This is a genomic window from Roseateles aquae (assembly GCF_032337115.1).
GTDB lineage: Bacteria > Pseudomonadota > Gammaproteobacteria > Burkholderiales > Burkholderiaceae_C > Roseateles_C > Roseateles_C aquae.
The window spans coordinates 317,656-338,554 of record NZ_JAVXZY010000003.1; the positions used below are offsets into that span (position 1 = coordinate 317,656).

Below are 20,899 nucleotides of genomic sequence, written 5' to 3' on the forward strand. Positions count from 1 at the left end.
CCGATGAGCGATACCTCGACCGGCGCGCCGGCACCTGCAAGCCCTTCGTCCACACTGGCGACTCCACTGTCGGCCCTGATCGCCGAACACATCAAGGCCGCTGGCGGCTGGATAGGCTTTGAGCGCTATATGCAGCTGGCGCTGTACACACCTGGCCTTGGCTACTACGCCGGCGGGCGACGCAAATTCGGCCTGATGCCGGAAAGTGGCTCCGACTTCGTCACCGCGCCGGAGTTGTCGCCACTATTCGGTCGTGCGCTGGCGCGTCAGCTGGCGCAGGCGCTGGCGGCCACGGGCACGACGCAGGTCTATGAATTTGGCGCCGGCAGCGGCGCGCTGGCCGCCCAGTTGCTGGAGGCCTTGGGTGATCAGCTGAAGCGTTATTGCATCGTCGATTTGTCCGGCGAGCTGCGTCAGCGCCAGTCCGAACGGCTGGCGCCCTGGGCCGACAAGGTTGAGTGGCTGGAGCGCCTGCCCGAGGCCATCGAAGGGGTGCTGATCGGCAACGAAGTCTTGGACGCGATGCCGGTGCAGCTGCTGCGCTGGGATGGGCGGCAGTGGCTGGAACGTGGCGTTGGCGTCGATGGCGATGGCTTCCAATGGGTCGACCGCCCCACCAACGCACCGCAGGGCCTGGACGCCGAGCTGCGCGCTGGACTGGTGCCTGGCAGCCTGGTCGAGATCCATGGCCAGGCCGAGGCCTTTGTGGCCACCCTGGCCCGCCAGCTCCGCCGTGGCGCGATCTTCCTGATCGACTACGGCTTTCCCGAGCGCGAGTACTACCACCCCGAGCGCAGCGGCGGCACGCTGATGTGCCACCACCTGCACCGTGCGGACCCCGATCCGCTGAGCCTGGTTGGCGACAAGGACATCACCGTCCACATCAACTTCACTGGTGTGGCCCTGGCCGGCCAGGATGCCGGGCTGACCGTGCTGGGCTACACCAGCCAGGCCAACTTCCTGATCAATTGCGGCCTGGTCGAACTGCTGGCCGAGGCCGATCTGCCGACCCGCAGCATGGCCCACAAGCTGATCGCCGAACATGAGATGGGTGAGCTGTTCAAGGTGATCGGCTTCGCCGCGGGCGAGGGCTTTGACGCGCTCGGCTTCAGCGCGGGCGATCGCTCTCACATGCTGTGATCGCCTGCAGCCTGGCGGCCTGGATGGCGCGGCCGATCGCCGGGCCTTTCAGCCCCTGGGCCAAGGCGGCGGCGCTGATGGCCGCCTGATCCAGCGCCCGGATGGCGGCCAGATCGGCGGCCAGCAGCGGGCGCTGCGGATAAGGTCGGTCTTCCAGGCCGAGCCGGCCGCGTGCATCGCATTCGCAGGCCAGCAGCAGCTCGGCAAATCGTTCGGGCCGCCGCGGTGCATCGCAGCGCTCCAGCAGCCGCAACCTGGCCTCGGCGGAAAAACCGCCGGCCTGGTGCACATGGGTGTGCTCGCGCACGACCAACTCGGCCAGTTCGCGGCAGTCGCTGGGCAGGCGCCAGCGCTCGGCCAAGGCCTGCAGCGGGGCAAGGCCGCGGCCCTCGTGGCCGATGTGCCGGGGCAGCAACTCGGGCGGCGTCAGCCCTTTGCCGAAATCGTGGCAGAGCGCGGCAAAGCGCACCGTCAGCGGCGCCTGTGCCCGGGCGCATTGCTGCAGCACCATCAGCACATGGACGCCGCAATCGATCTCCGGGTGGTGCTCCGCCGGCTGCGGCACGCCGAACAGCCGGTCCAGCTCGGGCATCAGCCGGGCCAGCGCGCCGCAGTCACGCAGCACCTCGAACATCCGGGCCGGCCAGGGCTCCATCAGCCCGCGGGCAATCTCCTGCCAGACCCGCTCAGCAACCAAGGCATCCACCTCGCCGGCGGCCACCATCTGGCGCATCAGCGCCATCGTCTCGGGTGCGACGCTGAAGTCGCCAAAGCGAGCCGCGAAACGGGCCAGGCGCAGGATGCGTACCGGGTCCTCGGCGAAAGCGGGCGAGACGTGGCGCAGCCGCCGCTCGGCCAGGTCGCGTTGGCCGCCATAGGGGTCGATCAACTGGCCGTCTTCGGCCTCGGCCATCGCGTTGATGCTCAGATCGCGGCGCGCCAGGTCCTCTTCCAGTGTGACCTCAGGCGCCGCATGGAAGGCGAAGCCGTGGTAGCCGGGCGCCGTCTTGCGCTCGGTGCGGGCCAGCGCGTACTCCTCATGGGTCTGCGGATGCAGGAACACCGGAAAGTCCTTGCCGACAGCTTGGTATCCAAGTGCAAGCAAATGTTCCGGGCTGGCACCCACGACCACCCAGTCGATGTCACTGACCGGTCGACCCAGCAATTTGTCTCTGACGGCACCACCCACTCGATAAATCTGCATTGATGATTTGTGCGCTCTGTGAGCCGCTCTGAAACGGCGTTACCTGGTAAGAAGATGTTGCATTGCAACATACCCCCAAGAGTTGGGGTTTTCACGGGGGGAAATGCTGTAAGAATGCGCCCGTGAGTGTGGCAGATGTCACGCTTTTTCGGTTCCATCAAGGAGGATTCAATGAACGCAAAAGCATGGGCAGCCGCAACGCTGCTGTCCCTCGGCGCGCTGACGGCTCAGGCCGGCGGTGCCAATTTTGACCCCGAAGGCGCGGCCATTTTCGGCAACGACACCTTCACGTCGCTGGGCAATTTCAGCCAGACCATCACCTTCGCCGGCCTGGCGGCAGGCAACTACAACATCACCGGCGATCTGAGCGGCACCCGTGTGGTGTTCAGCCATGTGACGCTGGATGGTCACGATTGGGACCTGAGCGCCGGTGCCGGCGGCAAGCTGCGCTTTGGCTACATCGAGTACGTTGGCACGGCGCCGCTGACGCTGCACGTTGAAGGCTATGTCGACGCCACCGCTGCCACTTTCAAGCAGGCCAAGTTCACCGGCTCCTTGTCGGTGGCACCGGCCGTGCCGGAACCGGAGACCTATGCCTTGCTGCTGGCTGGTCTGGGCGCTCTGGGCTTTGTCGTGCGTCGCCGCCGCGAGCACTGAAATCTGCCCAATGCGGCAAGATCGAGGCGCCTGCGGGCGCCTTTTTTGTGCGCACTGCAGCCTCACCCCCGGAATTGCGGGGGATGAGTGGGCTGCGCAAGCTCGGGAGTCTCGCTAGACTCGACCGCACATCCCAGAGTCGGCATGACAGTTCGTCCTGGGCGCTTTACAGACACGGCAACAGACCGTGCAGCTTTTGATCACGATCCGGCGCGCTGGATCGAGGAGTGGCAAGAAATGAAGAGCAAGCAAGTTGCGGCACTGGGCCTGGGTCTGGCCTTGTTGACCGGTCAGGCGATGGCCGAGGACGACGTCGTGAATTTGGCGGGTTCGCTGAATGCCTCACTGGCCAATCAGACGGTCAATTTCTCGACCAGCAAGCTGAGCGGCCTGTTTCACGACACCTTTGACTTCAGCTTTGCCAGCCTGGCCGGCGCCAGTGCGGGTGCGGTCAATGGCCTGCATTTCCAGTTCGGCAACACGGCGCCAAACGTGGACTTCAGCAAGGTCTCGCTGAATGGTGTGCTCGGCACGGTGGACAACACCGGCACCGGTGGCTTGATTTCCGTTTTCTTCGCCGGGCCGGTGGCTGGCAATCTGGGCAATGCACCGGCCTACAAGCTGGAAGTCTGGGGTTCGGCCACGACAGGCGCGCAGTACGGCGGTTCGCTGAGTGTGTCCATGGTGCCGGAACCCGAGACCTACGCGATGCTGCTGGCGGGCCTGGGTGTCGTCGGCTTTGTGGCGCGCCGCCGTCGCAGCTGATCGGTACGCCTCAGACTGAAGCAAGAACGGCGCCCCTGGCGCCGTTTTTCATTCCTTCGCCACCGGTGCTCAGGGCTGGGCGCGATAGGGCTCCTCGAAATCGAGGAAATCGCGTTCCGCCAGTGCGTCGCTGATCCAGTCGCGCACGCCAGCGGCGGCGCTGACGGCCTCGGCATAGGACTGGCAGACGGCCGGCAGTGGCAGGCTGTAGCGCGTCACGCGCATCACCACCGGGGCGAAAAACGCATCCGCGGCACTGAACTCGCCGAACAGGAAGGGGCCACCGCTGGCTTGCAGCGCTTCGCTCCAGGCGGCGCACAGGCGGTTCAAGTCCTGCTGCAGCTTGGGCTCGGTGGCCAGCAGGCGCTGGCCCACGGCGGCCAGGTCGGCGTCGATGTTCATTGGGCAGTGACCACGCAACGCCGCATAGCCCGAGTGCATTTCGGCGCACAGGCTGCGGGCGCGTGCGCGGGCCTGGACCTCGCGCGGCCAGATCGGCAGATCCGGGTGACGGTCGGCGATGTACTCGGTGATGGCCAGGCTGTCCCAGACGGCGAAGCCATCGTCTTCGATCAGCACCGGCACCTTGCCGACTGGCGAAAAGCGCGCCAGCTCGCGGTAGAAGGCCGAGTCAGGCGTGAAGTCAAAACGCAGCTTGACTTCCTCGAAGGCGATGCCGAAATGCTTCAGCAGCACCCAGGGGCGCATCGACCAGGACGAATAGTTTTTGTTGCCGATGACCAGCTTCATCAAGAGACCTCCTCACAATTGCAAAACGTGAAGCTTAGCCAGCCTGAGCCTGTGCCGGGTTGAGCAATTCGCATCGGATTGATGCGTAATCTGTACGCCGTGATCTTGCGGCGTCAGCGGCCGGCGCGGCGGCGCCAATCGTTCTGCTGTGTCTGCTCGCCCTGCATATAGTCGCTCAACACCGAGGCGGCCGAGCGCGGCCTTATGCCCAGCGCGGCAAGGCCGGGCCACTGGCCGGTGGCCACATTGGGCAGCTGCATCGAAGCCAGGTTGTCACGCGACATCAAGGGCTCGCCAGGCAGGCATTCCATCATCAGCGCCTGCAGCCAGGCGGCTGCCTCAGGCAGTGGCAGGAGGGGGCGCGGGTGGCCGCTCATCTGGCCGGCCAAGCGCACCCAATGCGCCAACGGTGCCGCTTCGGGGCCGGCGATCTCGTAGTGCTGGTCTATCGTCGCGGGATCGTTCAGGCAGGCGCGCAGTGCCGCGGCTACATCCTCGACCCAGACCGGCTGAAACTGCGCCAGGGCGCCGGCCAAGGGCAGCAGCGGGAACAGCGCTTGCAAGCGGGCGAACAGATTGAGGAAGCGATCGTCGCGGCCAAAGATCACCGAGGGCCGCAGCAGGCTGAGCGCCAGGCCGGCGCGTTGCAGCACGGCCTCGCCGGCCGCCTTGGAGCGCAGATAGCGCGAGGGCGCCTGCTCGCCGACGCCGAGGGCGCTCACGTGGACCAGCCGCTCCACGCCCTCGGCCCGGCAGGCCGCGGCGATGCGCCGTGGCAGCTCCACATGCACCTGCTGGAAAGCATCGGATGAGCCCTGCAGGATGGCGATCAGATTGACGACCGCGTCCTGGCCGGCGAGCAGCTGGCGCAGTTGCGCTTCGTCGCTGACCTGGGCCTGCCGGATGCAGAGCCCGGGCAGCAGCTGCAGCGCTTGTGCGTCGCGCAGCCGCCGCGTCGGCACGGTGATCTCGAAGCCGCCCTGTCGCACCAGCTGCTGGCAGAGCGAACGGCCGACGAAACCGCTGCCGCCCAGAATCAGCACGCGCTTCATGCTCGAGCCGCCTTGACGTGAGCGGGGTCAGGTCTTGCGTGGCACGGGTTGGCGGTGTTCATGGCAGATCCTGGTTCGATTGAGGAGCAGAGGCCTCGCGCGGCCCGATCAGCTGGCCCAGCCGTTCGCGCAGCGTGGCCCGCTCTGCGCCCATCAGCCGTGCGTAGACGGTGGCATTGGACAGCACCTTCTTGACGTAATCGCGCGTCTCGTTGAAGGGAATCGTCTCGGCCCAGATGGCGGCATCGAGCAGCGGGCCTTCGCGCCAGCGTCGTGGTCGGTTGGGGCCGGCGTTGTAGGCCGCCGCGGCCATGGGCATGGAGCCGCCAAAGTCGTCGAGCACCAGCTTCAGGTACTGGGTGCCGATGCGCAGATTGAAATCGCGATCGGTCATCAGCTCGGGGCGGTAGGCGATGCCGGCCTTCTTGGCTGTCCACTTGGCCGTCGCCGGCATCACCTGCATCAGCCCCGCAGCGCCGACGTGGGAGCGTGCATCGGTGACGAAGCGCGACTCCTGCCGGATCAGGCCATAGACATAGGCCGGGTCCAGGCCGATCTCGCGGGCCTTGGCCATCACCTCGGCGCGGTAGGGCATGGGAAAGCGTTGCGCCAGATCGATCTCGTTCCTGGTGCGCTCGCTGGCATTGATGCAGCGGTCCCAGGCCTCGCGCTGGCAGGCCAGATCGGCAGCGGCGAGCAGCTCGCGGTCACTCATGCCGCGCAGCGAGAAGTTCCATTCGCGCACGCCCTCGCTGCGAGCACCCATGGCAATCATCATCAAGCCGCGATTCAGCCCGGGGTGAGCGAGCGCGGCGCTGCGCTCGGCCGTGCTCAGCGGTGTCGGCGTTGGCGGCAAGGGCAGGTTCAGCGCCAGCTCATCGGCGGCCAGCTTGCCGTAGAAGCTCAGCGGCGAGGCCAGGGCCTGCAGCAACTGGCGGGCTTGCTGGCGCTGTGCATCGCCGGCAGCGCCCTGGGTGGCACTGTTCATCAGGCTGCGGGCCCGCCAGTACTGCCACTGCGGCTCGCGTTGTTCGTTGGCGCTCATCAGCTTCAGCGCCTCTTGCAGCAGGGCCGGTCGGCCGGCGCCGGCATCGGCACGCAGGGCGCTGCGCGCGGCCCAGGCCAAGGTGTCGTCGCTCCATTCGGGCGCCGCACCGGCCCTGGCCTGAAGTTTCAGCGCGTGTTCGTAGTAGTCAGCCGCCTCGGGCTGCAGCTTGAATGCGGATTGGCGGGCAATCTGTGCCCAGGCCCAGGCGGCCAGATCGGCCGGCAGGCGGCGCGCCCAATCGCTGCTGGCGCGCTCGGCGGCCTGGGCCGGATCGACCGCGGCGGCGCGCAGCAGGGCCAGCGTGGCCAGCTCGGAATGTGTGCGGCCATTGCTGTTGGCGCGGCGGGCCAGGTAGCGCTGCCACTGCTCCTGCAGGCCGAGAATGTCCAGCTCGGTGCCACGCTTGAACATCGCGGCCGCCTGCTTGATGGCGCGGGGCTTGTTGAATTCAAAGGACAGGCGCAACTTCAGCCAGACGTCGGCCTCCCTGAAGCGCTTGGCCTCCAGCAGCGTGCTGGCCAGCAGCTGGCAGCCGTCGTCGCCATCACGCTGGGCCAGCCACTGCGCCAGCGCACGCTGGCGCACATCGACGCCTTGCTGATGCTCGATCAGCAGGGCATAGCAGCTGAGCTCGCGATCATCGTTCATCTTGAAGCGCGGATAGTCGCGCGCGAAGCTCGTCCAGTCGCGCCGCCGGCCGAGTTCCAGCAACCAGTCGTTGCGCATCCGGTCTTCGACATAGCTGCCCGGCCAGCGCTGATAGAAAGCCTCCAGATCGGTCGGGCTCAACTCGTTCAGGCGCAGGCCCAGATCCCAGTAGTCGATCCAGGGCGCCAGCGGGTATTGCTGGGCCTGGGCGGCGGCGCTGGCCGCGGCCAGGCGCTTGCGATCCTTCAGCCGCCAGGCCTCGCGGGCCTCGTTCAGCAGGTCTGGGCTGACACCATCCGCTCCGCTCGCCATGGTGCCGACCACCGGCTGCGCATGGCCGGGCAGGGCAATGCCAGCCCCGACGGACAGGACTGCGAGCAAGGTCAGGCCACGGGCGACTTCATATACTGCGTTCAACTTCATTGCTATCCAGGTGAGCTCCTTGAGCGAGGCTAACGCATTCCCGGCCACTCCACCGCAAGAGCGTTCTGCCTTGCGCGCTTTTTTGCTGCAGCGCCGTCGCGAGTGGCTGACCAGCCCGCAGGGTGCTGGCGCCAGCGCGGCGCTGGCCGAGGCGCTGCCGGCCTTGCTGCAGCAGCTGGAGCCCGAATGCCTGGGCCTGTACTGGCCGCTGGACGGCGAGTTCGATGCCGCGGAACTGGCGCGTCAGCAGGCCTGGGCCGCGCAGATGCAGCTGGCGCTGCCCAGCGCCTACAAGCAGGAGCGCAAGATGGAGTTCCGCCGCTGGGATGGCGAGACGCCCAGTACGCGCGATGAATGCGGCATTCCCTGCGCCAGTGGCGCGGTGGTGCTGCCCGATGTGCTGCTGGTGCCCTGCGTCGGCTTCAGCCGCGCGGGCTATCGCCTGGGCTACGGCGGCGGCTACTTTGATCGCTGGCTGGCCCGCCACCCGGGCGTGACCACCATCGGCCTGGCCTGGAGCGTGGGCGAGGCAACATTCGCCGTCGAGGCCCATGACCAACCGCTGACCCTGGTGCTGACCGAGCGTGAATTGATCTCGCCTTGATCGCAGGCTGAGTGCGGCCGGCAGGCCCAGTGGCCCAGTGGCCCTGTTGCCCAGTGCTCAGCCCAGACCGTCTTCCTGATCGACCTGTTCTTCGCCCAGTGCCAGGCGGGTCAGCCGGGCCTGGTCGCGGACCCAGCTGGCAAACAGCACCACCTCGGGTCGGCTGCCGCCATGGCGCGACAACAGCAGCCAGTAGGCCGAGGGGCTGCCGATGCGGCCAGCCTCGCCGAAGGGCTCGACCAGATCGCCGCGCTCCAGCGACTCGCCGACCAGGGCCAGCCGCGCCAGTGCCAGCGCCTGGCCGGACAGCGCCGCCTGGATCTGCTGATAGGTGAAATTCAGGAACATCCAGCGCCGTGGCTGCAGATCGGCCAGGCCCTGCTCGGCCAGCCAGCGGTGCCAGCTGAGAAAGAGGCCGCTCGGGCGCTGATCGTCTTCCTCGGCGAGGCTGAAGTTGACCAGATCGGCCGGGCGCCGCAAGGGCGTGCCTTGCGCCTCGGCCTCGCGCAGCAACCAGGGGCTGACCACCGGCGTCAGAATCTCGCCGAACAGCCGAGTACTGCTGGGCGGCATTTTTTGCGGCGGGCAGTAGCGCAGCGCCAGATCAAGCTCGCTGTCGTCCAGATCGATGACCTGATCGAGCGCGGAAACGCGGATGTCGATGTCCGGGTGCTGGCGCTGGAACTCCGGCAGCCGCGGCAGCAGCCACATCGAGGCGAAGGACGCGAAGGAGGTGACGTTGACGACGCGCCGCCCCTTGGCCTGGCGGATCTGGCGCACCGTGCCATCCAGGCGTTCCAGGGCGGCGACGACGCTGGTCTGCAGGCTGGCGCCGTCGCTGGTCAGCTCGACATGGCGGGTGCCGCGCAGAAACAGTGTGCTGCCGATCTCCTCTTCCAGCGCACGGATCTGCCGGCTGATGGCCGACTGGGTGAGGTGCAACTCCTCGGCGGCGGCGCTGAAGCTGAGCCTTCGTGCGACCGCCTCGAAGGCGCGCAGCGGACCGATGGCGAGCGGGCGTTGGCGGCGTTGATTCATTCCTGAATGGTATCAATCGAGCGCCGCAGTCTCATTGGACGACACTTCGGGTCATCCCTAGTATTCGCTTCGTGGTGTGGGGAAATGCGCACCTTTGTTCAAGAGGCCGGCGGCGGCCAAGGGGGAATCAATCATGAGCCAATCGCAAGCGTTGTGGAATCTGGGGCGGGCCGAGGCGCTGAGCCTGCAGGTCGGGCCGGGGCCGCGCGAGCTGCAGGTGACGAGCGGTCGCCTGTGGCTGACGCAGCGCGGCAGCACCAAGGCGCCAGCGACCGACATCTGGATGGAAGCGGGTGATACGCTGGCGTTGCCCTCGGGCACGCAGTTGGTGCTGGAAGCTTGGCCGGCGGCCAGTTTCCAGTTGCTGGTGCCGCCGGCGGCTTGCCCGGCGTTGCGCCAGCGACAGACTCGCACGGGCGGACTCAGTGTCGGCTTGCAGGCCGCTTCGGCATGAACCAGGCACCGAGTCCAGCAATGATGCCCTTGCTGAAGGCCCAGGCCATCGATGCGCTGCCCTGGCAGCGCAAGCTGCACCTGCTTGATGCACAAGCACAACGTGATGCCAAGCGGCTGGATCTGGCAACCGGGTTGACGCAACTTGGTGTCCAGATCATGCGGCTGGAGCCTGGCCGCGCGGCATGGCCGCTGCATCGACATTTGTACGAGGAGCAGTGCTTCTACGTGCTGTCAGGGCGAGGAGAAGTTCAATTCGAGGCGGCGAGCGAGGCCATTGGGGTCGGGGATTTTCTTGGCTTTGCGGCTGGCGGTCTCGCCCATGCGCTGGTCAATTGCGGCGAGGAGCCGCTCGTGTTGCTGGCTGCCCGTACACGGCTTGAGCTGGATGTCTGCGACTACCCGGCACACGGCAAACGGCTCTATATGAATGGTGCCGAAGAGGCCCTGGTTGAACTGGGCGCAGTGGGGCGCGACGAGGGCTGAACGCCGAATCTGCCGGCCTACTCAAGCTCCGCGCGCAGCTTCAGATAGTGGCTGCGCAAAGCGGCGGGGAGCCGTTCGGTATAGGCGTCGCGCACATGTCGCCGTGCTGGCGCGAGGTCGGCCTCGCGGGCATTCATCAGCTCGAGCAGGTGCCGTGCGTCCGGGTGGCGGCTGCAGCCAAAATACTGTGCTAGCAGGCCAGCTGTCTCGCGCAAGGGCAGGTAGAGAAGATCGCTGACCAGCGCGGGTTCGTTCTGACGCAGGTATTCCGCCTCGGTGGGATAGCCCAGGGTCGCGTCGAATCGGCCCAGTTTCATCAGCCGCAGTGCTTCGGCCAGCAGGCTGTCTTGCCGGAATTCGCGCACCGCGTCGGGGCGTGCCGCACGGGCGCGTGCCAGTAGGGGATCCAGCTCGGCGCCAAAGCTGCGCCTGGCAGTGACGCCGAGATGGAAATCGGCAATTTGCAAGGCATCGGCCAGCGAGATGCGGCCCTCGCTGTCGCGCTGCAGCTTCTTGGCCAGCGGGCTGGATGCCGGCATCAGCAAGACCTGGGGCAACTGCCAGGTGAAGGGGTGCAAGGCGAAATCCATGAACTGCTCGCGTTCCGGCGTGCGCAGCATGCTGGCCGTGCAGGCCGGCTTGCCTGCCTTCATTTGCGCCGTTTGACGCAATGGCGCCGAGGGCTCGTTGTGGTGCTCAAATTCGGGCAGCAGCTTCTGTACATCGCGCAGCAATTGGTCGCTCAAACCCTGCCCTTGCTGCGCGCCGCTGACGATGTAGTAGGGCGGAAAGTCCAGCACCTGCCAGTACACCGGCGGCCGCGCACCAGCAGGCGTGGCAGGCTGCGCGTTCGCCAGTCCGCAGGCCAGGCTAGCGCCGAGGATCGCGATGCAGGTCCGCCATCGGTTTGCCGACTTCATCAGAACTCCTTGAAGAGGCACGGTTCAGCTGAGGCCACTGAAGCGCTGCTGGTTTCGCGCAACCCCGCGGAGCTTACTCGCTGCGGCCACGGCGTGGCGCCGGCTTTGAGTTCGACTTGCGTGCAGTCTTGGCGCTTTTCAGGGCCTGGGCACGCAGTGCGGCTTCCAGGGCCAGGCGCGCCCAGGGCAGCATCAGCGCTGGTGACTCCAGCGCATCCTCGGGCGGGCTGTAGTAGCGCAGGCCGGTTGTTTGCCCCTCGCGGCTGTACTCGAAACGGCGGCAGCCGGCAGTTTCGAAGCGGGGCAGGCTGAGCTCGTCGGCTTTCAGCCAGAGTTGCTCGAAGGCGATGATCGCGATGAAGAGCTCATCGACATAGATGCCATAGCCGCCAAACATACGCCGTGAGCGCAGCGAGCCCAGCGGCGCCAACAGTTCCAGAGCGTGGTCGAGCAGTTCCTTGGACATCGGTCAATGATAGAGCGGCCAGGCTGGCGGCAAGGCCTGAGCCCGGCTACGATCGGCGCTCTTCTCCAGCATGGGTTTGAACGCGTGGACTTGAACGACAAGCCGGCCCTGCGCCACAAGCTGATCCAGGATCGCCTGAATCTGCCCGATCGCCTGGCGCTGGCCGCTCAGATGCAAGAGGTGCTGCGCGTCTGGCTGGTGCGCCGCCGCGAGACGACGATAGGCGCCTACTGGCCCATCAAGGGCGAGTTCGACCCCTTGCCGGCGCTGTACCGCTGGAGTGAAGCGCATCCGGATCGACGCATCGGCCTGCCGGTGGTCGACAAGCAGCATGGCACGCTGCGTTTTCATGTCTGGTACCCGGGCTGCCCGATGGAAGACGATGCTTACGGCATCCCCAAACCCAAGGACACCGAAGTCTTCGAGCCACAGCTGCTGGTCGTGCCCTGCGTCGGATACGGTCCCTGCGGCCTGCGCCTGGGCTATGGCGGCGGCTTCATGGATCGCACCTTGGCCGAGTTGCGGCCGCGGCCGGCGACCGTCGGCGTCGGTTATGCCCACGGCTTCCAGCCGCTGCTAAAGGCCGAGACTCACGATGTGCCGCTGGACGCGATGATCACCGAGGAAGGCGTGGTCTGGGACAAGAACGGCTGAGGTGCCGGCACGGTCAGCGCTGTTGATCGGCCCTGCCTGATGGACAATGCGGCCCTTCACGAACAGGCTGCCGCTCATGACCGCTACCCCCGCTGCTGGTGCAGACATCGCCGCGCTGTATGCGCAACACATCGCCATCTGCCAAACCCGCGCCGAACGCGCGCTGGGCCTGAGCGGGCATGACGCCCTGCTGATCGCTGCCGGTGTCGAGAAGTACGCCTTTCTCGACGACCGGCCCTATCTGTTCCAGCCCAATCCGCATTTCAAGGCCTGGTTGCCGCTGTGCGCCCACCCCTACAGCTGGCTGCTGGTGCGCCCGGGGAAAAAGCCGCTGCTGGTCTACTACCAGCCCGATGATTACTGGCATGTGCCGCCGGCGGCGCCGAGCGGCTTCTGGCTGGAGCATGTCGAGTTGCGCGTGATCAGCGAGCCCGAGCAGGCGCTGGCCCAACTGGCGGATCAGCTGCCCGCCGATCTCGCGCGTCTGGCCATCGTGGGCGAGGCCGATGCAGCGCTGCAGCATCTGCAGCCGAACAACCCGGCGGCCCTGATCGACAGCCTGCACTGGGCGCGTGCCTGCAAGACCGAGTACGAGCTGGACAGCATGCGCGCGGCCTCGCGCCTGGCCACCCGCGCCCATCTGGCCGCGCGCGATGCCTTCCTGGCCGGTGGATCCGAAGCCGAGATCCACCGCGCCTACCTGATCGCCTGCGGCCATACCGACCGCGATCTGCCCTACAGCAATATCGTCGGCCTGAACGAGCATGCGGCCGTGCTGCACTACCAGTACCAGGACGTTCAGCGCCCGGCGCAGTGGCGCTCGCTGCTGGTTGACGCGGGCGCGCAGGTCAACGGTTATGCAGCGGATATCACCCGCACCTGGACCCGCGGCGATGCCGACAGCGCCGAATTCGATGCCGTGCTGGCCGCGATGGAAGTGGCACAGCTGGCCTTGGTGGATGAGGTGCGCAAGGGCGTCGACTACCGCGACATCCACCTGAGCACCCATCGCCATCTGGCCCGCATCCTGAAGCAGCAGGGCATCGTCGCAATGAGCGAGGAAGCGATGCTGGCGGAGCGGGTGACCAGCATCTTCATGCCCCACGGCATCGGCCATCTGCTCGGCCTGCAGGTGCACGATGTGGGCGGCTTCATGGCCGGCGAGGCCGGCGGCACGCGCGACAAGCCCGAGGGCCACCGCTATCTGCGCCTGACCCGCGACCTGCTGCCCGGCATGGTCGTCACCATCGAGCCGGGCCTGTATTTCATCCCGACCCTGCTCAAGCAGTTGCGCGCGATGCCGGCCGCGGCCAGTGTCGACTGGGCCAAGGTCGAACGCCTGTCCCGCTTTGGCGGCATCCGCATCGAGGACGATGTGGTCTGCCGCGCCGAGGGCGCGCCGGAAAACCTGACGCGCGACGCCTTTGCGCTGCTGGGCTGAGCCTTGAACGCGGCGGTGCTGTAGCAGCGCCAACAAAGAAAAAGCCGCCGGGCTCCAGCCAGGCGGCTTTTGTTTGTGGCAGCTCGTTCAAGCTGCCCGGGCGCCTCGGACTTAGAAGCGGAAGCCCAGGCCCACGCCGATCAGCAGCGGATCGACCTTGAAGGTGCCGACTTCAGTGCCCTTGGAGTAGACCTTGGTGCCGATCTGTGCCTTCTTCAGGTCCACATTCAGGTACAGGTTCTTGCTCAGCTCATAGTCGAAGCCGATCTGGAAAGACAGGCCCAGGCTGGTGTGCTTGACGCTGGGCGACAGCGCAGCATCAACGGCCGGAGCGAACTCGACGTTCGAGAAGATCGTGTAGTTGATGCCAGCGCCGATGTAGGGGCGGAAGGCGTCATTCGGCGCGAAGTGGTACTGCAGGCTCAGCGTCGGGGGCAGGTGCTTCAGCGTGCCGATCTCGGTGCCATTGGACGACAGCGTGTGCTTTTGCGGGTAGGTCAGGATCAGCTCAGCCGCCAGATTGGGCGAGAAGTAGTAGCTGAAGTCGACTTCGGGGATGACCTTGTTGTTGATCGTCAGGCCCAGACCGGTGCTGTCCTTGTTGGCCGAGTCGATGTTGACGGCGCGCACGCGCATTCCCCACGGGCCTTCGGCGGCTTGGACGGCGACGGCCGTGCAAGCGATGGCGACGGCGGTAAGGGTGCGGGCTGCAAACTTGTTCATCTCGATAGCTCCTTGTTGGCGGGCATCACAGGCCCGATGAAGCTATTGGAGAACCCCGCGACGGGTAAACCCTTGATCTGACGCAAGTCGCACCAGCCACCCGGCGGGCTGGCCGGGCCGATTTGCGTCAGATCAAGCTTGTGCGCCCAGGCTGAGGCGTTTGCACAACTCCAGCGTCAAAGCCGATTGGTTGAGCGTATAGAAGTGGATGCCGGGCACGCCGCCGGCGATCAGCCGCTCGCACAGCTGGCCGATCACATCCAGGCCGAAGGCGCGGATCGAAGCGCTGTCGTCCATGAAGCCTTCCATCTTCAGCGCCACCCAGCGCGGGATGTCGATGCCATCGCGGGCAGCGAACTGGGCGATGCGGGCGTAGTTGTGGAAGGGCATGATGCCCGGCACGATGGGGGCCGTAACGCCCAGCTTGCGCGCCTCGTCGACAAAGTGAAAGTAGGCGTCGGCGTTGAAGAAGAACTGGGTGATCGCACCGCTGGCGCCGGCCGCCATCTTGTCGGCAAAGTGTTGCAGATCGCGGGCCGCGTAGCGCTGCTGCGGGTGGTACTCCGGATAGGCGGCAACCTCGATCTGCCAGTCTGGCCCCTGCGTCTCGCGGATGAAGCGCACCAGCTCGGCCGCATAGCGGAACTCACCGGCCGTGGCCGTGCCGCTGGGCAGGTCACCGCGCAGCGCGACGACGCGGCGGATATTCTGGGCCCGGTAGGTGGCCAGGATCTCGGCGATGCTCTCACGGGTCGAGCCCACGCAGGACAGGTGCGGCGCTGCCTCGAAGCCGAGTGCGGCAATGCCGCTGACGGTGGCCAGCGTCTTCTCGCGCGTCGAGCCGCCGGCGCCATAGGTGACGCTGAAATAGTGCGGGTTCAGCACGCTGAGATCCTGCACCACGGTCTTGAGTTTCTCGGCACCGACCGGTGTGTTGGGCGGGAAGAACTCGAAACTGACCGGCGGGCGGCCGGTCTGGGGGATAGTCATGCTCATGCCTTGTCTGTCTCGCTCTGGGCCTTGCGTGCCCAGAGGAAAAATTCGGTGTTGCCATCGCCGCCGGCAATGGTGCTTTCAAAATAGCCGAGCGTCTGCCAGCCTGTAGCAGCGGCGGCCTCGCGAGCTCGTGCCTCGAGCAGCGGGTATTGCGCCGCATCCTTGACCAGCCCTCCGCGGCCCAGCGCCTTGGGGCCCAGCTCGAACTGCGGCTTGATCAGCAGCAAGACCTGACCCCCATCGGCCAGCCAGGGCCGCAGATGGGGCAGGGCGCCAATCATCGAGATGAAGCTCAGGTCACCGACGATCAGGGCGAAGCCGCCTTCCGGTGCCTGCTGTGCCAGCGCCGAGCCGGCCAGCTCACGCACATGCAGGCCTTCGAGCAGCGTCACGCGGGGATCAGCCTGCAGCGAGGCATGCAACTGCCCGTGGCCGACATCGACGCCGACCACGCGTGCCGCACCGGCTTTCAGCAGGCAGTCGCTGAAGCCGCCGGTGCTCTGGCCGATGTCCAGCACCGTCAAGCCCCTCACGTCCAGGCCGCTGGTCTTCAGCGCCCCTTCGAGCTTCAAGCCGCCGCGCGAGACATAGCGCAGCTCGGCGTCGTCAGTGATCAGCAGGGCCTCATGCTCACCGACCTCCTCGCCCGCCTTCTTCACCACCGCGCCCGAGGCGCGCAGCACGGCACCTCGCTCGATCAGCCGCTGTGCGGCGGAGCGGGTCGGGGCGAGTTGCTGGGTAGTCAGGCGAAGGTCAGCGCGCATGGAAAAAATGAAGCAGTGCAGCGTGCAGCCCGGGCGTAGCGAGCAGGCTTCAGGCTAGGCGCGGGCGGATCCGCAGACCGGAACGTAGCAGCGCTACGTGAGGATCTGCGGAGGGACCCGCAACGACGGCTGAAGCCTGCGCAGTAGCCCGCAATTGCTCAGTAGCGGTAGGTGTCGGGCTTATAGGGCCCTTGCTTCGGCACGCCAATGTACGCCGCCTGCTCATCGGTCAGCTCGCTCAGCTGCGCGTTCAGCGTGGTCAGCTGCAGGCGGGCGACCTTCTCGTCGAGATGCTTGGGCAGCACATAGACCTTGCCGATGTCGTAGGCGTCCTTGTGGGCGAACAGCTCGATCTGGGCAATGGTCTGATTGGCGAACGAGGAGCTCATCACATAGCTCGGGTGGCCGGTGCCGCAGCCCAGGTTCACCAGACGGCCCTTGGCCAGCAGGATGATGCGCTTGCCGTCGGGGAAGATCACATGATCGACCTGCGGCTTGATCTCTTCCCACTGGTACTGCTCCAGCGAGGCAACATCGATCTCGTTGTCGAAATGGCCGATATTGCAGACGATGGCGTTGTGCTTCATCTTGACCATGTGCTCATGGCGGATGACGCTCTTGTTGCCGGTGGTGGTGACGAAGATGTCGGCCTTGTCGGCGGCGTATTCCATGGTCACGACGCGATAGCCTTCCATGGCCGCCTGCAGCGCGCAGATCGGGTCGATCTCGGTCACCCACACTTGCGCCGACAGTGCGCGCATCGCCTGCGCCGAGCCCTTGCCCACATCGCCATAGCCGGCGATCACGGCGATCTTGCCGGCCACCATCACATCGGTGGCGCGCTTGATGCCGTCAACCAGCGATTCGCGGCAGCCATAGAGGTTGTCGAACTTGCTCTTGGTGACCGAGTCGTTGACGTTGATGGCGCGGAACAGCAGCGTACCCTTGGCCGACATTTCCTTCAGGCGGTGCACGCCGGTCGTCGTCTCTTCCGTGACGCCGATGATCTCGGCGCTCTTGCGGGTGTACCAGGTCGGGTCTTGCGCGACCCGGGCCTTGATGGCAGCGAACAGGATGCGCTCTTCCTCGCTGCCCGGGTTGGCCAGCACCGACAGATCCTTTTCGGCCTTCTGGCCCAGATGCATCAAGAGCGTGGCGTCGCCGCCGTCATCCAGAATCATGTTCGGGCCTTCGCCCGGTTCGCCCTTGCCGGCGAATTCGAAGATGCGGTGGGTGTAGTCCCAGTAGTCTTCCAGCGTCTCGCCCTTGTAGGCAAACACCGGGGTGCCGGCGGCCACCAGGGCGGCGGCGGCGTGGTCCTGGGTCGAGAAGATATTGCACGAGGCCCAGCGCACTTCGGCGCCCAGCGCCTGCAGCGTTTCGACCAGCACGCCGGTCTGGATGGTCATGTGCAGCGAACCGGTGATGCGCGCGCCCTTCAGGGGCTGGCTGGCCGCGTATTCCTTGCGGATGGCCATCAGCGCCGGCATTTCGCTCTCGGCGATGTTCAGTTCCTTGCGGCCCCAGGCGGCCAGCGTCAGGTCGGCAATATGGTATTGATCGGGGGTCAGCGTCGTGGCGGTCATGCGGGCTCCTTCAGTGGGTTGAAGCCGCTGCCATCGTGCGCGAGTGAGGGGAATCCGAGGACGCAAATCACCCACGCAGGACTTCAGCGGGTGAGCGCGGTTGCTGGGCCTGCCGACCACGGTGTCGACAGCGCTTGATCCGAGCCTGGCCTCAGCTGAAAGAGGTTGCAACGCTCCTCGGAATGGGCGCAATTCTAGACCAGAAGCTGGCCTAGGTTCATTGGAACAGCGTGTGAATTGAGGACAATCCCGCCACCATGCAGCCACTGGATCAATGCCCGCCGGCCCAGCTCGCCGCCGTGCGCGGCGTGCTGACCGATATCGACGACACGCTGACCGAGGCGGGCGCCATCGCACCGGAGGCGCTGACGGCGCTGCAGCGCCTGGCTGCGGCCGGCATCCCGGTGATCGCCATCACTGGCCGCCCGGCCGGTTGGAGCGAGCCCTTCGCGCTGGCCTGGCCGGTCCATGGCATCGTTGCCGAGAACGGCGCGGTGCTGCTGCGCCGCGATGGCGAGCGCCTGAGCGTCGAGTTCAGCCAGGACGAGGCGACACGGCGTGACAACTTCGCCCGCCTGCAGCGCTGCGCTGCCGCCGTGCTGGCCGAGGTGCCCGGCAGCAGCCTGGCTCGCGACAGCTCCGGCCGCCTGACCGACATCGCGATCGACCACAGCGAGTTTGCCCATCTCGACGCCATGCAGATCGAGGCCGTCTGCGCCGTGATGCGCACCCACGGCCTGCAGGCCACGGTCAGCTCCATCCACATCAACGGCTGGATAGGCGCCCACAGCAAATGGACGGCGGCGCAATGGGCGGTGCCGCGTCTGCTCGGCCTGGACTTCGATCCCGCCGATTGGCTGTTTGTGGGCGACTCCAGTAATGATCAGCTGATGTTCGAGCACCTGCCGCTGAGCGTCGGCGTGGCCAATATCGCGCGCTTCCTGCCGCAGCTGCAGCACCGGCCGCGCTATCTGACCCGCGGTGAGCGTGGCAGTGGCTTTGCCGAGCTGGCGCAGCGCCTGCTGGCAGCGCGAACGGTGGGTTGAGTATCCCCCAACAGTAGGGTTCGAGATTCGGTCGATGGCCCATATCATGCCGCCGCAGTCTGGTCTGCCGCGGTGCTGGCAATGAAGGGCATTGACGGCCAACACTTTTAAAAAGTGAGCCACCGGCGGGGCCGGTGCTGCTCAACGGAGGTGAGGATGAACGCGAGAATCCATGCGCTGCGGCGGGTATGCCTGGTGGCCGGTGTGGTGCTGGCTGCCCCATGGGCGCACGCGGTCGAAGTGAAACGGCTGGCCTTGATGTCTGTCTTGGGCGACCAGGTCAATGTTGTCATTCAACAAGACACGACCGGCAGCAATCTGGACAGGAACCGGAAGCAAGTCATCAATGTGGATCCGGGTGAATTCGAGCAAGATGCTATCGACGCCGCCGTGTCGGCATTGCGCAAGCTGCCCAAACCGAGTGTGAGCTCGATGTTGATGTTGGCGCGGCCCACGGACCGTTCGCTTCCATTTGCTTTTGACGGGCGCAAGCTTCAGCCGACTGAGGGCTTGATTGCCGGTGTAACGCAGGCCGGAGCCAGCCACTTGCTACTGGTCGTGCCCCAACGCGCACCGACCAGCATCCAGCTTTATCACACGGCAGTCGGGACGGGCAGCTTGGAAGGCTTGGGCTTCTACCTGGATACGCGCAGGACTGTGGTCAATGTGGATACGGGCGAAACCAGCTGGGGCATTCTGGCGCCTTATGCATATTTCAAGCTGATGCTGGTCGACGTGCAGAGCTGGGAGATCGTTGCCGAGCACCGTGCTACGGCCAGCGCTCCGCAGCCAGCAGCGCGCAGCCCGAACGGCATCAGTGTCTGGGGCGCCCTGAGTGCGGCGGAAAAGATTCAGATGTTGCACAAGCTGATTTGTCGAGAAGTTGCCCTTGCCGTGCCAGCGTTGTTCGAATCAGCAATGTGAACGTCAGGCTGACGCGAGGCCCAGGAACACGCTGAAGCGTTCCGTCTCGCGTTCCAACGCGGCCTTGAAGGCCGGATCGCGCGGCGCCTGGCCGGCCACAAAGCCGCATTGCAGGTGCAACTCGCCATCGTCGACGCTGGCATTGGCCCAGCCCAGCACCTCCCCGCGCCACAGCAGCGGCAAGGCGTAGTAGCCCAGCTTGCGTTTGGCCGGCGGCGTGTAGGCCTCGAAGCGGTAGGCCCAGCCCCAGAACTGTTCGAAGCGCAGCCGGTCCCAGACCACCGGGTCGAAGGGCGCCAGCAGGCGCAGTTCCTCATCGAGCCGCCAGCGCGCCGCCCGCGGCTGCTCGCCCTCGGGCCAGTACCAGCGCTGCCCATCGATGTCGACGCTGGGCCAGAGCTGGCGCGCCGTCTGCAGCATGTGCCTGGTTTGCGCGCGCAGATGCGGTGCGCCGTAGCCGAGCAGGCTGGCCAGCTGGCCGAGCGAGCGCGAGGGCAGCGGCGCGTACTTGGCCAGCACCAGGCCGAGCAGGGCCTCAGCTTTTTGCTGCGGGCTGCGCGGATCATCGCTGTGCTCGACATGGGCGTAGATGCGCTGGCCCTGCTCGCGATGGGTGACGCGCAGCAGGCCGCGGTAATGCATGCCGTCGAGCAGCTTGGTCGTGGCGTTGCCGCTGCCACCCCAGGCATTGGTGCTGCGGCCCAGATCGAAGTGCTGCTGCACCAGCCTGGGATGGCTGGGGCCCTGCTCGGCGATGAAGGCGCGGATGGCGGCGGCGCGCTGCCGGGTCTTGGCATCCCAGGCGCGTTTGGCCTCGCGCGGGTGCAGCAGGCTGAGGTGCTGGCGTGGCAGAAAGCCGTAGTTGACCAGGCAGTCTTCCTCGACGTCGAGCTTGGGGTAGCGGCGCTCCAGATCGCCGGCACGGTAGTCGCGGACGCGGTGGCGGAGGGTCAGGTCTTGCGCGCGCGCCGGGGCGCGAATCGGGTCGGCCTGCACAAAGCCCAGCTTGTTGATCGCTTGCGGCAGCGTTGTTGGCTTGAACAGGCTGCGGGCAATGGCGTAGCGGCGCAAATCGTCGAGGCTGGGGGCTTTGCTCATGGCGGCGAAGCTT

22 protein-coding genes and 1 riboswitch are annotated in these 20,899 nt (G+C 66.2%); of the genes, 10 read left to right on the forward strand and 12 right to left on the reverse strand.

Annotated features, from left to right (window positions below):
* Nucleotides 1–3: 3 nt before the first annotated feature.
* Complete coding sequence (locus RQP53_RS10255; protein ID WP_315650208.1) at nucleotides 4–1,140, forward strand: class I SAM-dependent methyltransferase; 1,137 nt, start codon at nucleotides 4–6, stop codon at nucleotides 1,138–1,140.
* Here RQP53_RS10255 and RQP53_RS10260 read toward each other — a convergent pair.
* Nucleotides 1,109–2,344, reverse strand: a complete 1,236-nt coding sequence (locus RQP53_RS10260) for a multifunctional CCA addition/repair protein (RefSeq protein WP_315650209.1) — start codon at nucleotides 2,342–2,344, stop codon at nucleotides 1,109–1,111. The two genes, RQP53_RS10255 and RQP53_RS10260, sit on opposite strands and share 32 nt — an antisense overlap.
* Nucleotides 2,345–2,515: 171 nt before the next feature.
* Here RQP53_RS10260 and RQP53_RS10265 point away from each other — a divergent pair, with 171 nt between their 5' ends.
* Together RQP53_RS10265 and RQP53_RS10270 are read left to right on the forward strand one after the other, a co-directional pair.
* Complete coding sequence (locus RQP53_RS10265; RefSeq protein WP_315650210.1) at nucleotides 2,516–3,001, forward strand: FxDxF family PEP-CTERM protein; 486 nt, start codon at nucleotides 2,516–2,518, stop codon at nucleotides 2,999–3,001.
* A gap of 237 nt (nucleotides 3,002–3,238) precedes the next feature.
* The gene (locus tag RQP53_RS10270; RefSeq protein WP_315650211.1) at nucleotides 3,239–3,766 is read left to right on the forward strand and encodes an FxDxF family PEP-CTERM protein; all 528 of its coding nucleotides are present in this window, start codon (nucleotides 3,239–3,241) and stop codon (nucleotides 3,764–3,766) included.
* 69 nt (nucleotides 3,767–3,835) lie between these two features.
* On the opposite strand, the gene RQP53_RS10275 is transcribed toward RQP53_RS10270, so the two are convergent.
* The 3 genes from RQP53_RS10275 to RQP53_RS10285 form a co-directional block, all read right to left on the reverse strand.
* A complete protein-coding gene (locus tag RQP53_RS10275) occupies nucleotides 3,836–4,516 on the reverse strand; it encodes a glutathione S-transferase family protein (protein WP_315650212.1) in 681 nt (226 codons plus the stop codon).
* A gap of 113 nt (nucleotides 4,517–4,629) precedes the next feature.
* A complete protein-coding gene (locus RQP53_RS10280) occupies nucleotides 4,630–5,568 on the reverse strand; it encodes a complex I NDUFA9 subunit family protein (protein WP_315650213.1) in 939 nt (312 codons plus the stop codon).
* A 58-nt stretch (nucleotides 5,569–5,626) separates the two neighbouring features.
* Nucleotides 5,627–7,687 (reverse strand): lytic transglycosylase domain-containing protein, encoded by a 2,061-nt coding sequence (locus RQP53_RS10285; protein ID WP_434064074.1) that lies wholly within the window; start codon nucleotides 7,685–7,687, stop codon nucleotides 5,627–5,629.
* On the opposite strand from RQP53_RS10285, the gene RQP53_RS10290 reads away from it, so the two are divergent.
* Nucleotides 7,614–8,291, forward strand: coding sequence for a 5-formyltetrahydrofolate cyclo-ligase (locus tag RQP53_RS10290; protein ID WP_491572048.1), 678 nt, complete (start codon nucleotides 7,614–7,616; stop codon nucleotides 8,289–8,291). The two genes, RQP53_RS10285 and RQP53_RS10290, sit on opposite strands and share 74 nt — an antisense overlap.
* Nucleotides 8,292–8,348: 57 nt before the next feature.
* On the opposite strand, the gene RQP53_RS10295 is transcribed toward RQP53_RS10290, so the two are convergent.
* Nucleotides 8,349–9,329, reverse strand: a complete 981-nt coding sequence (locus RQP53_RS10295; protein ID WP_315650216.1) for a LysR family transcriptional regulator — start codon at nucleotides 9,327–9,329, stop codon at nucleotides 8,349–8,351.
* 133 nt (nucleotides 9,330–9,462) lie between these two features.
* Here RQP53_RS10295 and RQP53_RS10300 point away from each other — a divergent pair, with 133 nt between their 5' ends.
* Together RQP53_RS10300 and RQP53_RS10305 are read left to right on the forward strand one after the other, a co-directional pair.
* Nucleotides 9,463–9,783 carry a DUF2917 domain-containing protein gene (locus tag RQP53_RS10300; protein ID WP_315650217.1) on the forward strand — a complete coding sequence of 107 codons (321 nt, stop codon included), beginning with the start codon at nucleotides 9,463–9,465 and terminating at the stop codon, nucleotides 9,781–9,783.
* Nucleotides 9,784–9,803: 20 nt separating this feature from the next.
* Nucleotides 9,804–10,268 carry a cupin domain-containing protein gene (locus RQP53_RS10305; protein ID WP_315650218.1) on the forward strand — a complete coding sequence of 155 codons (465 nt, stop codon included), beginning with the start codon at nucleotides 9,804–9,806 and terminating at the stop codon, nucleotides 10,266–10,268.
* 17 nt (nucleotides 10,269–10,285) lie between these two features.
* Here the strand turns inward: RQP53_RS10305 and RQP53_RS10310 are convergent, their stop codons facing one another.
* The gene (locus tag RQP53_RS10310) at nucleotides 10,286–11,188 is read right to left on the reverse strand and encodes a transporter substrate-binding domain-containing protein (RefSeq protein ID WP_315650219.1); all 903 of its coding nucleotides are present in this window, start codon (nucleotides 11,186–11,188) and stop codon (nucleotides 10,286–10,288) included.
* A gap of 73 nt (nucleotides 11,189–11,261) precedes the next feature.
* Nucleotides 11,262–11,654, reverse strand: a complete 393-nt coding sequence (locus tag RQP53_RS10315; RefSeq protein ID WP_315650220.1) for a TfoX/Sxy family protein — start codon at nucleotides 11,652–11,654, stop codon at nucleotides 11,262–11,264.
* Between the two features lie 84 nt (nucleotides 11,655–11,738).
* Here RQP53_RS10315 and RQP53_RS10320 point away from each other — a divergent pair, with 84 nt between their 5' ends.
* Together RQP53_RS10320 and pepQ are read left to right on the forward strand one after the other, a co-directional pair.
* Nucleotides 11,739–12,308 (forward strand): 5-formyltetrahydrofolate cyclo-ligase, encoded by a 570-nt coding sequence (locus RQP53_RS10320; RefSeq protein ID WP_315650221.1) that lies wholly within the window; start codon nucleotides 11,739–11,741, stop codon nucleotides 12,306–12,308.
* A 76-nt stretch (nucleotides 12,309–12,384) separates the two neighbouring features.
* On the forward strand, nucleotides 12,385–13,749 hold the full coding sequence (pepQ, locus tag RQP53_RS10325; protein WP_315650222.1) for a Xaa-Pro dipeptidase: 1,365 nt from the start codon (nucleotides 12,385–12,387) through the stop codon (nucleotides 13,747–13,749).
* A 111-nt stretch (nucleotides 13,750–13,860) separates the two neighbouring features.
* On the opposite strand, the gene RQP53_RS10330 is transcribed toward pepQ, so the two are convergent.
* From RQP53_RS10330 to ahcY, 4 genes are all read right to left on the reverse strand, one after another.
* On the reverse strand, nucleotides 13,861–14,472 hold the full coding sequence (locus tag RQP53_RS10330) for an OmpW/AlkL family protein (RefSeq protein ID WP_315650223.1): 612 nt from the start codon (nucleotides 14,470–14,472) through the stop codon (nucleotides 13,861–13,863).
* A 132-nt stretch (nucleotides 14,473–14,604) separates the two neighbouring features.
* Nucleotides 14,605–15,462: a methylenetetrahydrofolate reductase [NAD(P)H] gene (metF, locus tag RQP53_RS10335; RefSeq protein ID WP_434064075.1), complete on the reverse strand. Its 858-nt coding sequence runs from the start codon at nucleotides 15,460–15,462 to the stop codon at nucleotides 14,605–14,607.
* A gap of 2 nt (nucleotides 15,463–15,464) precedes the next feature.
* Entirely contained in the window at nucleotides 15,465–16,232 is a 768-nt protein-coding gene (locus tag RQP53_RS10340) for a TlyA family RNA methyltransferase (RefSeq protein WP_315650225.1), read from the reverse strand.
* Nucleotides 16,233–16,390: 158 nt separating this feature from the next.
* Complete coding sequence (gene ahcY, locus RQP53_RS10345; RefSeq protein ID WP_315650226.1) at nucleotides 16,391–17,818, reverse strand: adenosylhomocysteinase; 1,428 nt, start codon at nucleotides 17,816–17,818, stop codon at nucleotides 16,391–16,393.
* Nucleotides 17,819–17,903: 85 nt separating this feature from the next.
* Nucleotides 17,904–18,003: riboswitch (S-adenosyl-L-homocysteine riboswitch) on the reverse strand.
* 72 nt (nucleotides 18,004–18,075) lie between these two features.
* On the opposite strand from ahcY, the gene RQP53_RS10350 reads away from it, so the two are divergent.
* Both RQP53_RS10350 and RQP53_RS10355 read left to right on the forward strand, forming a co-directional pair.
* Complete coding sequence (locus RQP53_RS10350; RefSeq protein WP_315650227.1) at nucleotides 18,076–18,864, forward strand: HAD family hydrolase; 789 nt, start codon at nucleotides 18,076–18,078, stop codon at nucleotides 18,862–18,864.
* 156 nt (nucleotides 18,865–19,020) lie between these two features.
* Nucleotides 19,021–19,788: a hypothetical protein gene (locus RQP53_RS10355; RefSeq protein ID WP_315650228.1), complete on the forward strand. Its 768-nt coding sequence runs from the start codon at nucleotides 19,021–19,023 to the stop codon at nucleotides 19,786–19,788.
* Between the two features lie 3 nt (nucleotides 19,789–19,791).
* On the opposite strand, the gene RQP53_RS10360 is transcribed toward RQP53_RS10355, so the two are convergent.
* On the reverse strand, nucleotides 19,792–20,886 hold the full coding sequence (locus RQP53_RS10360; protein ID WP_315650229.1) for a DNA glycosylase AlkZ-like family protein: 1,095 nt from the start codon (nucleotides 20,884–20,886) through the stop codon (nucleotides 19,792–19,794).
* Nucleotides 20,887–20,899: the final 13 nt, after the last annotated feature.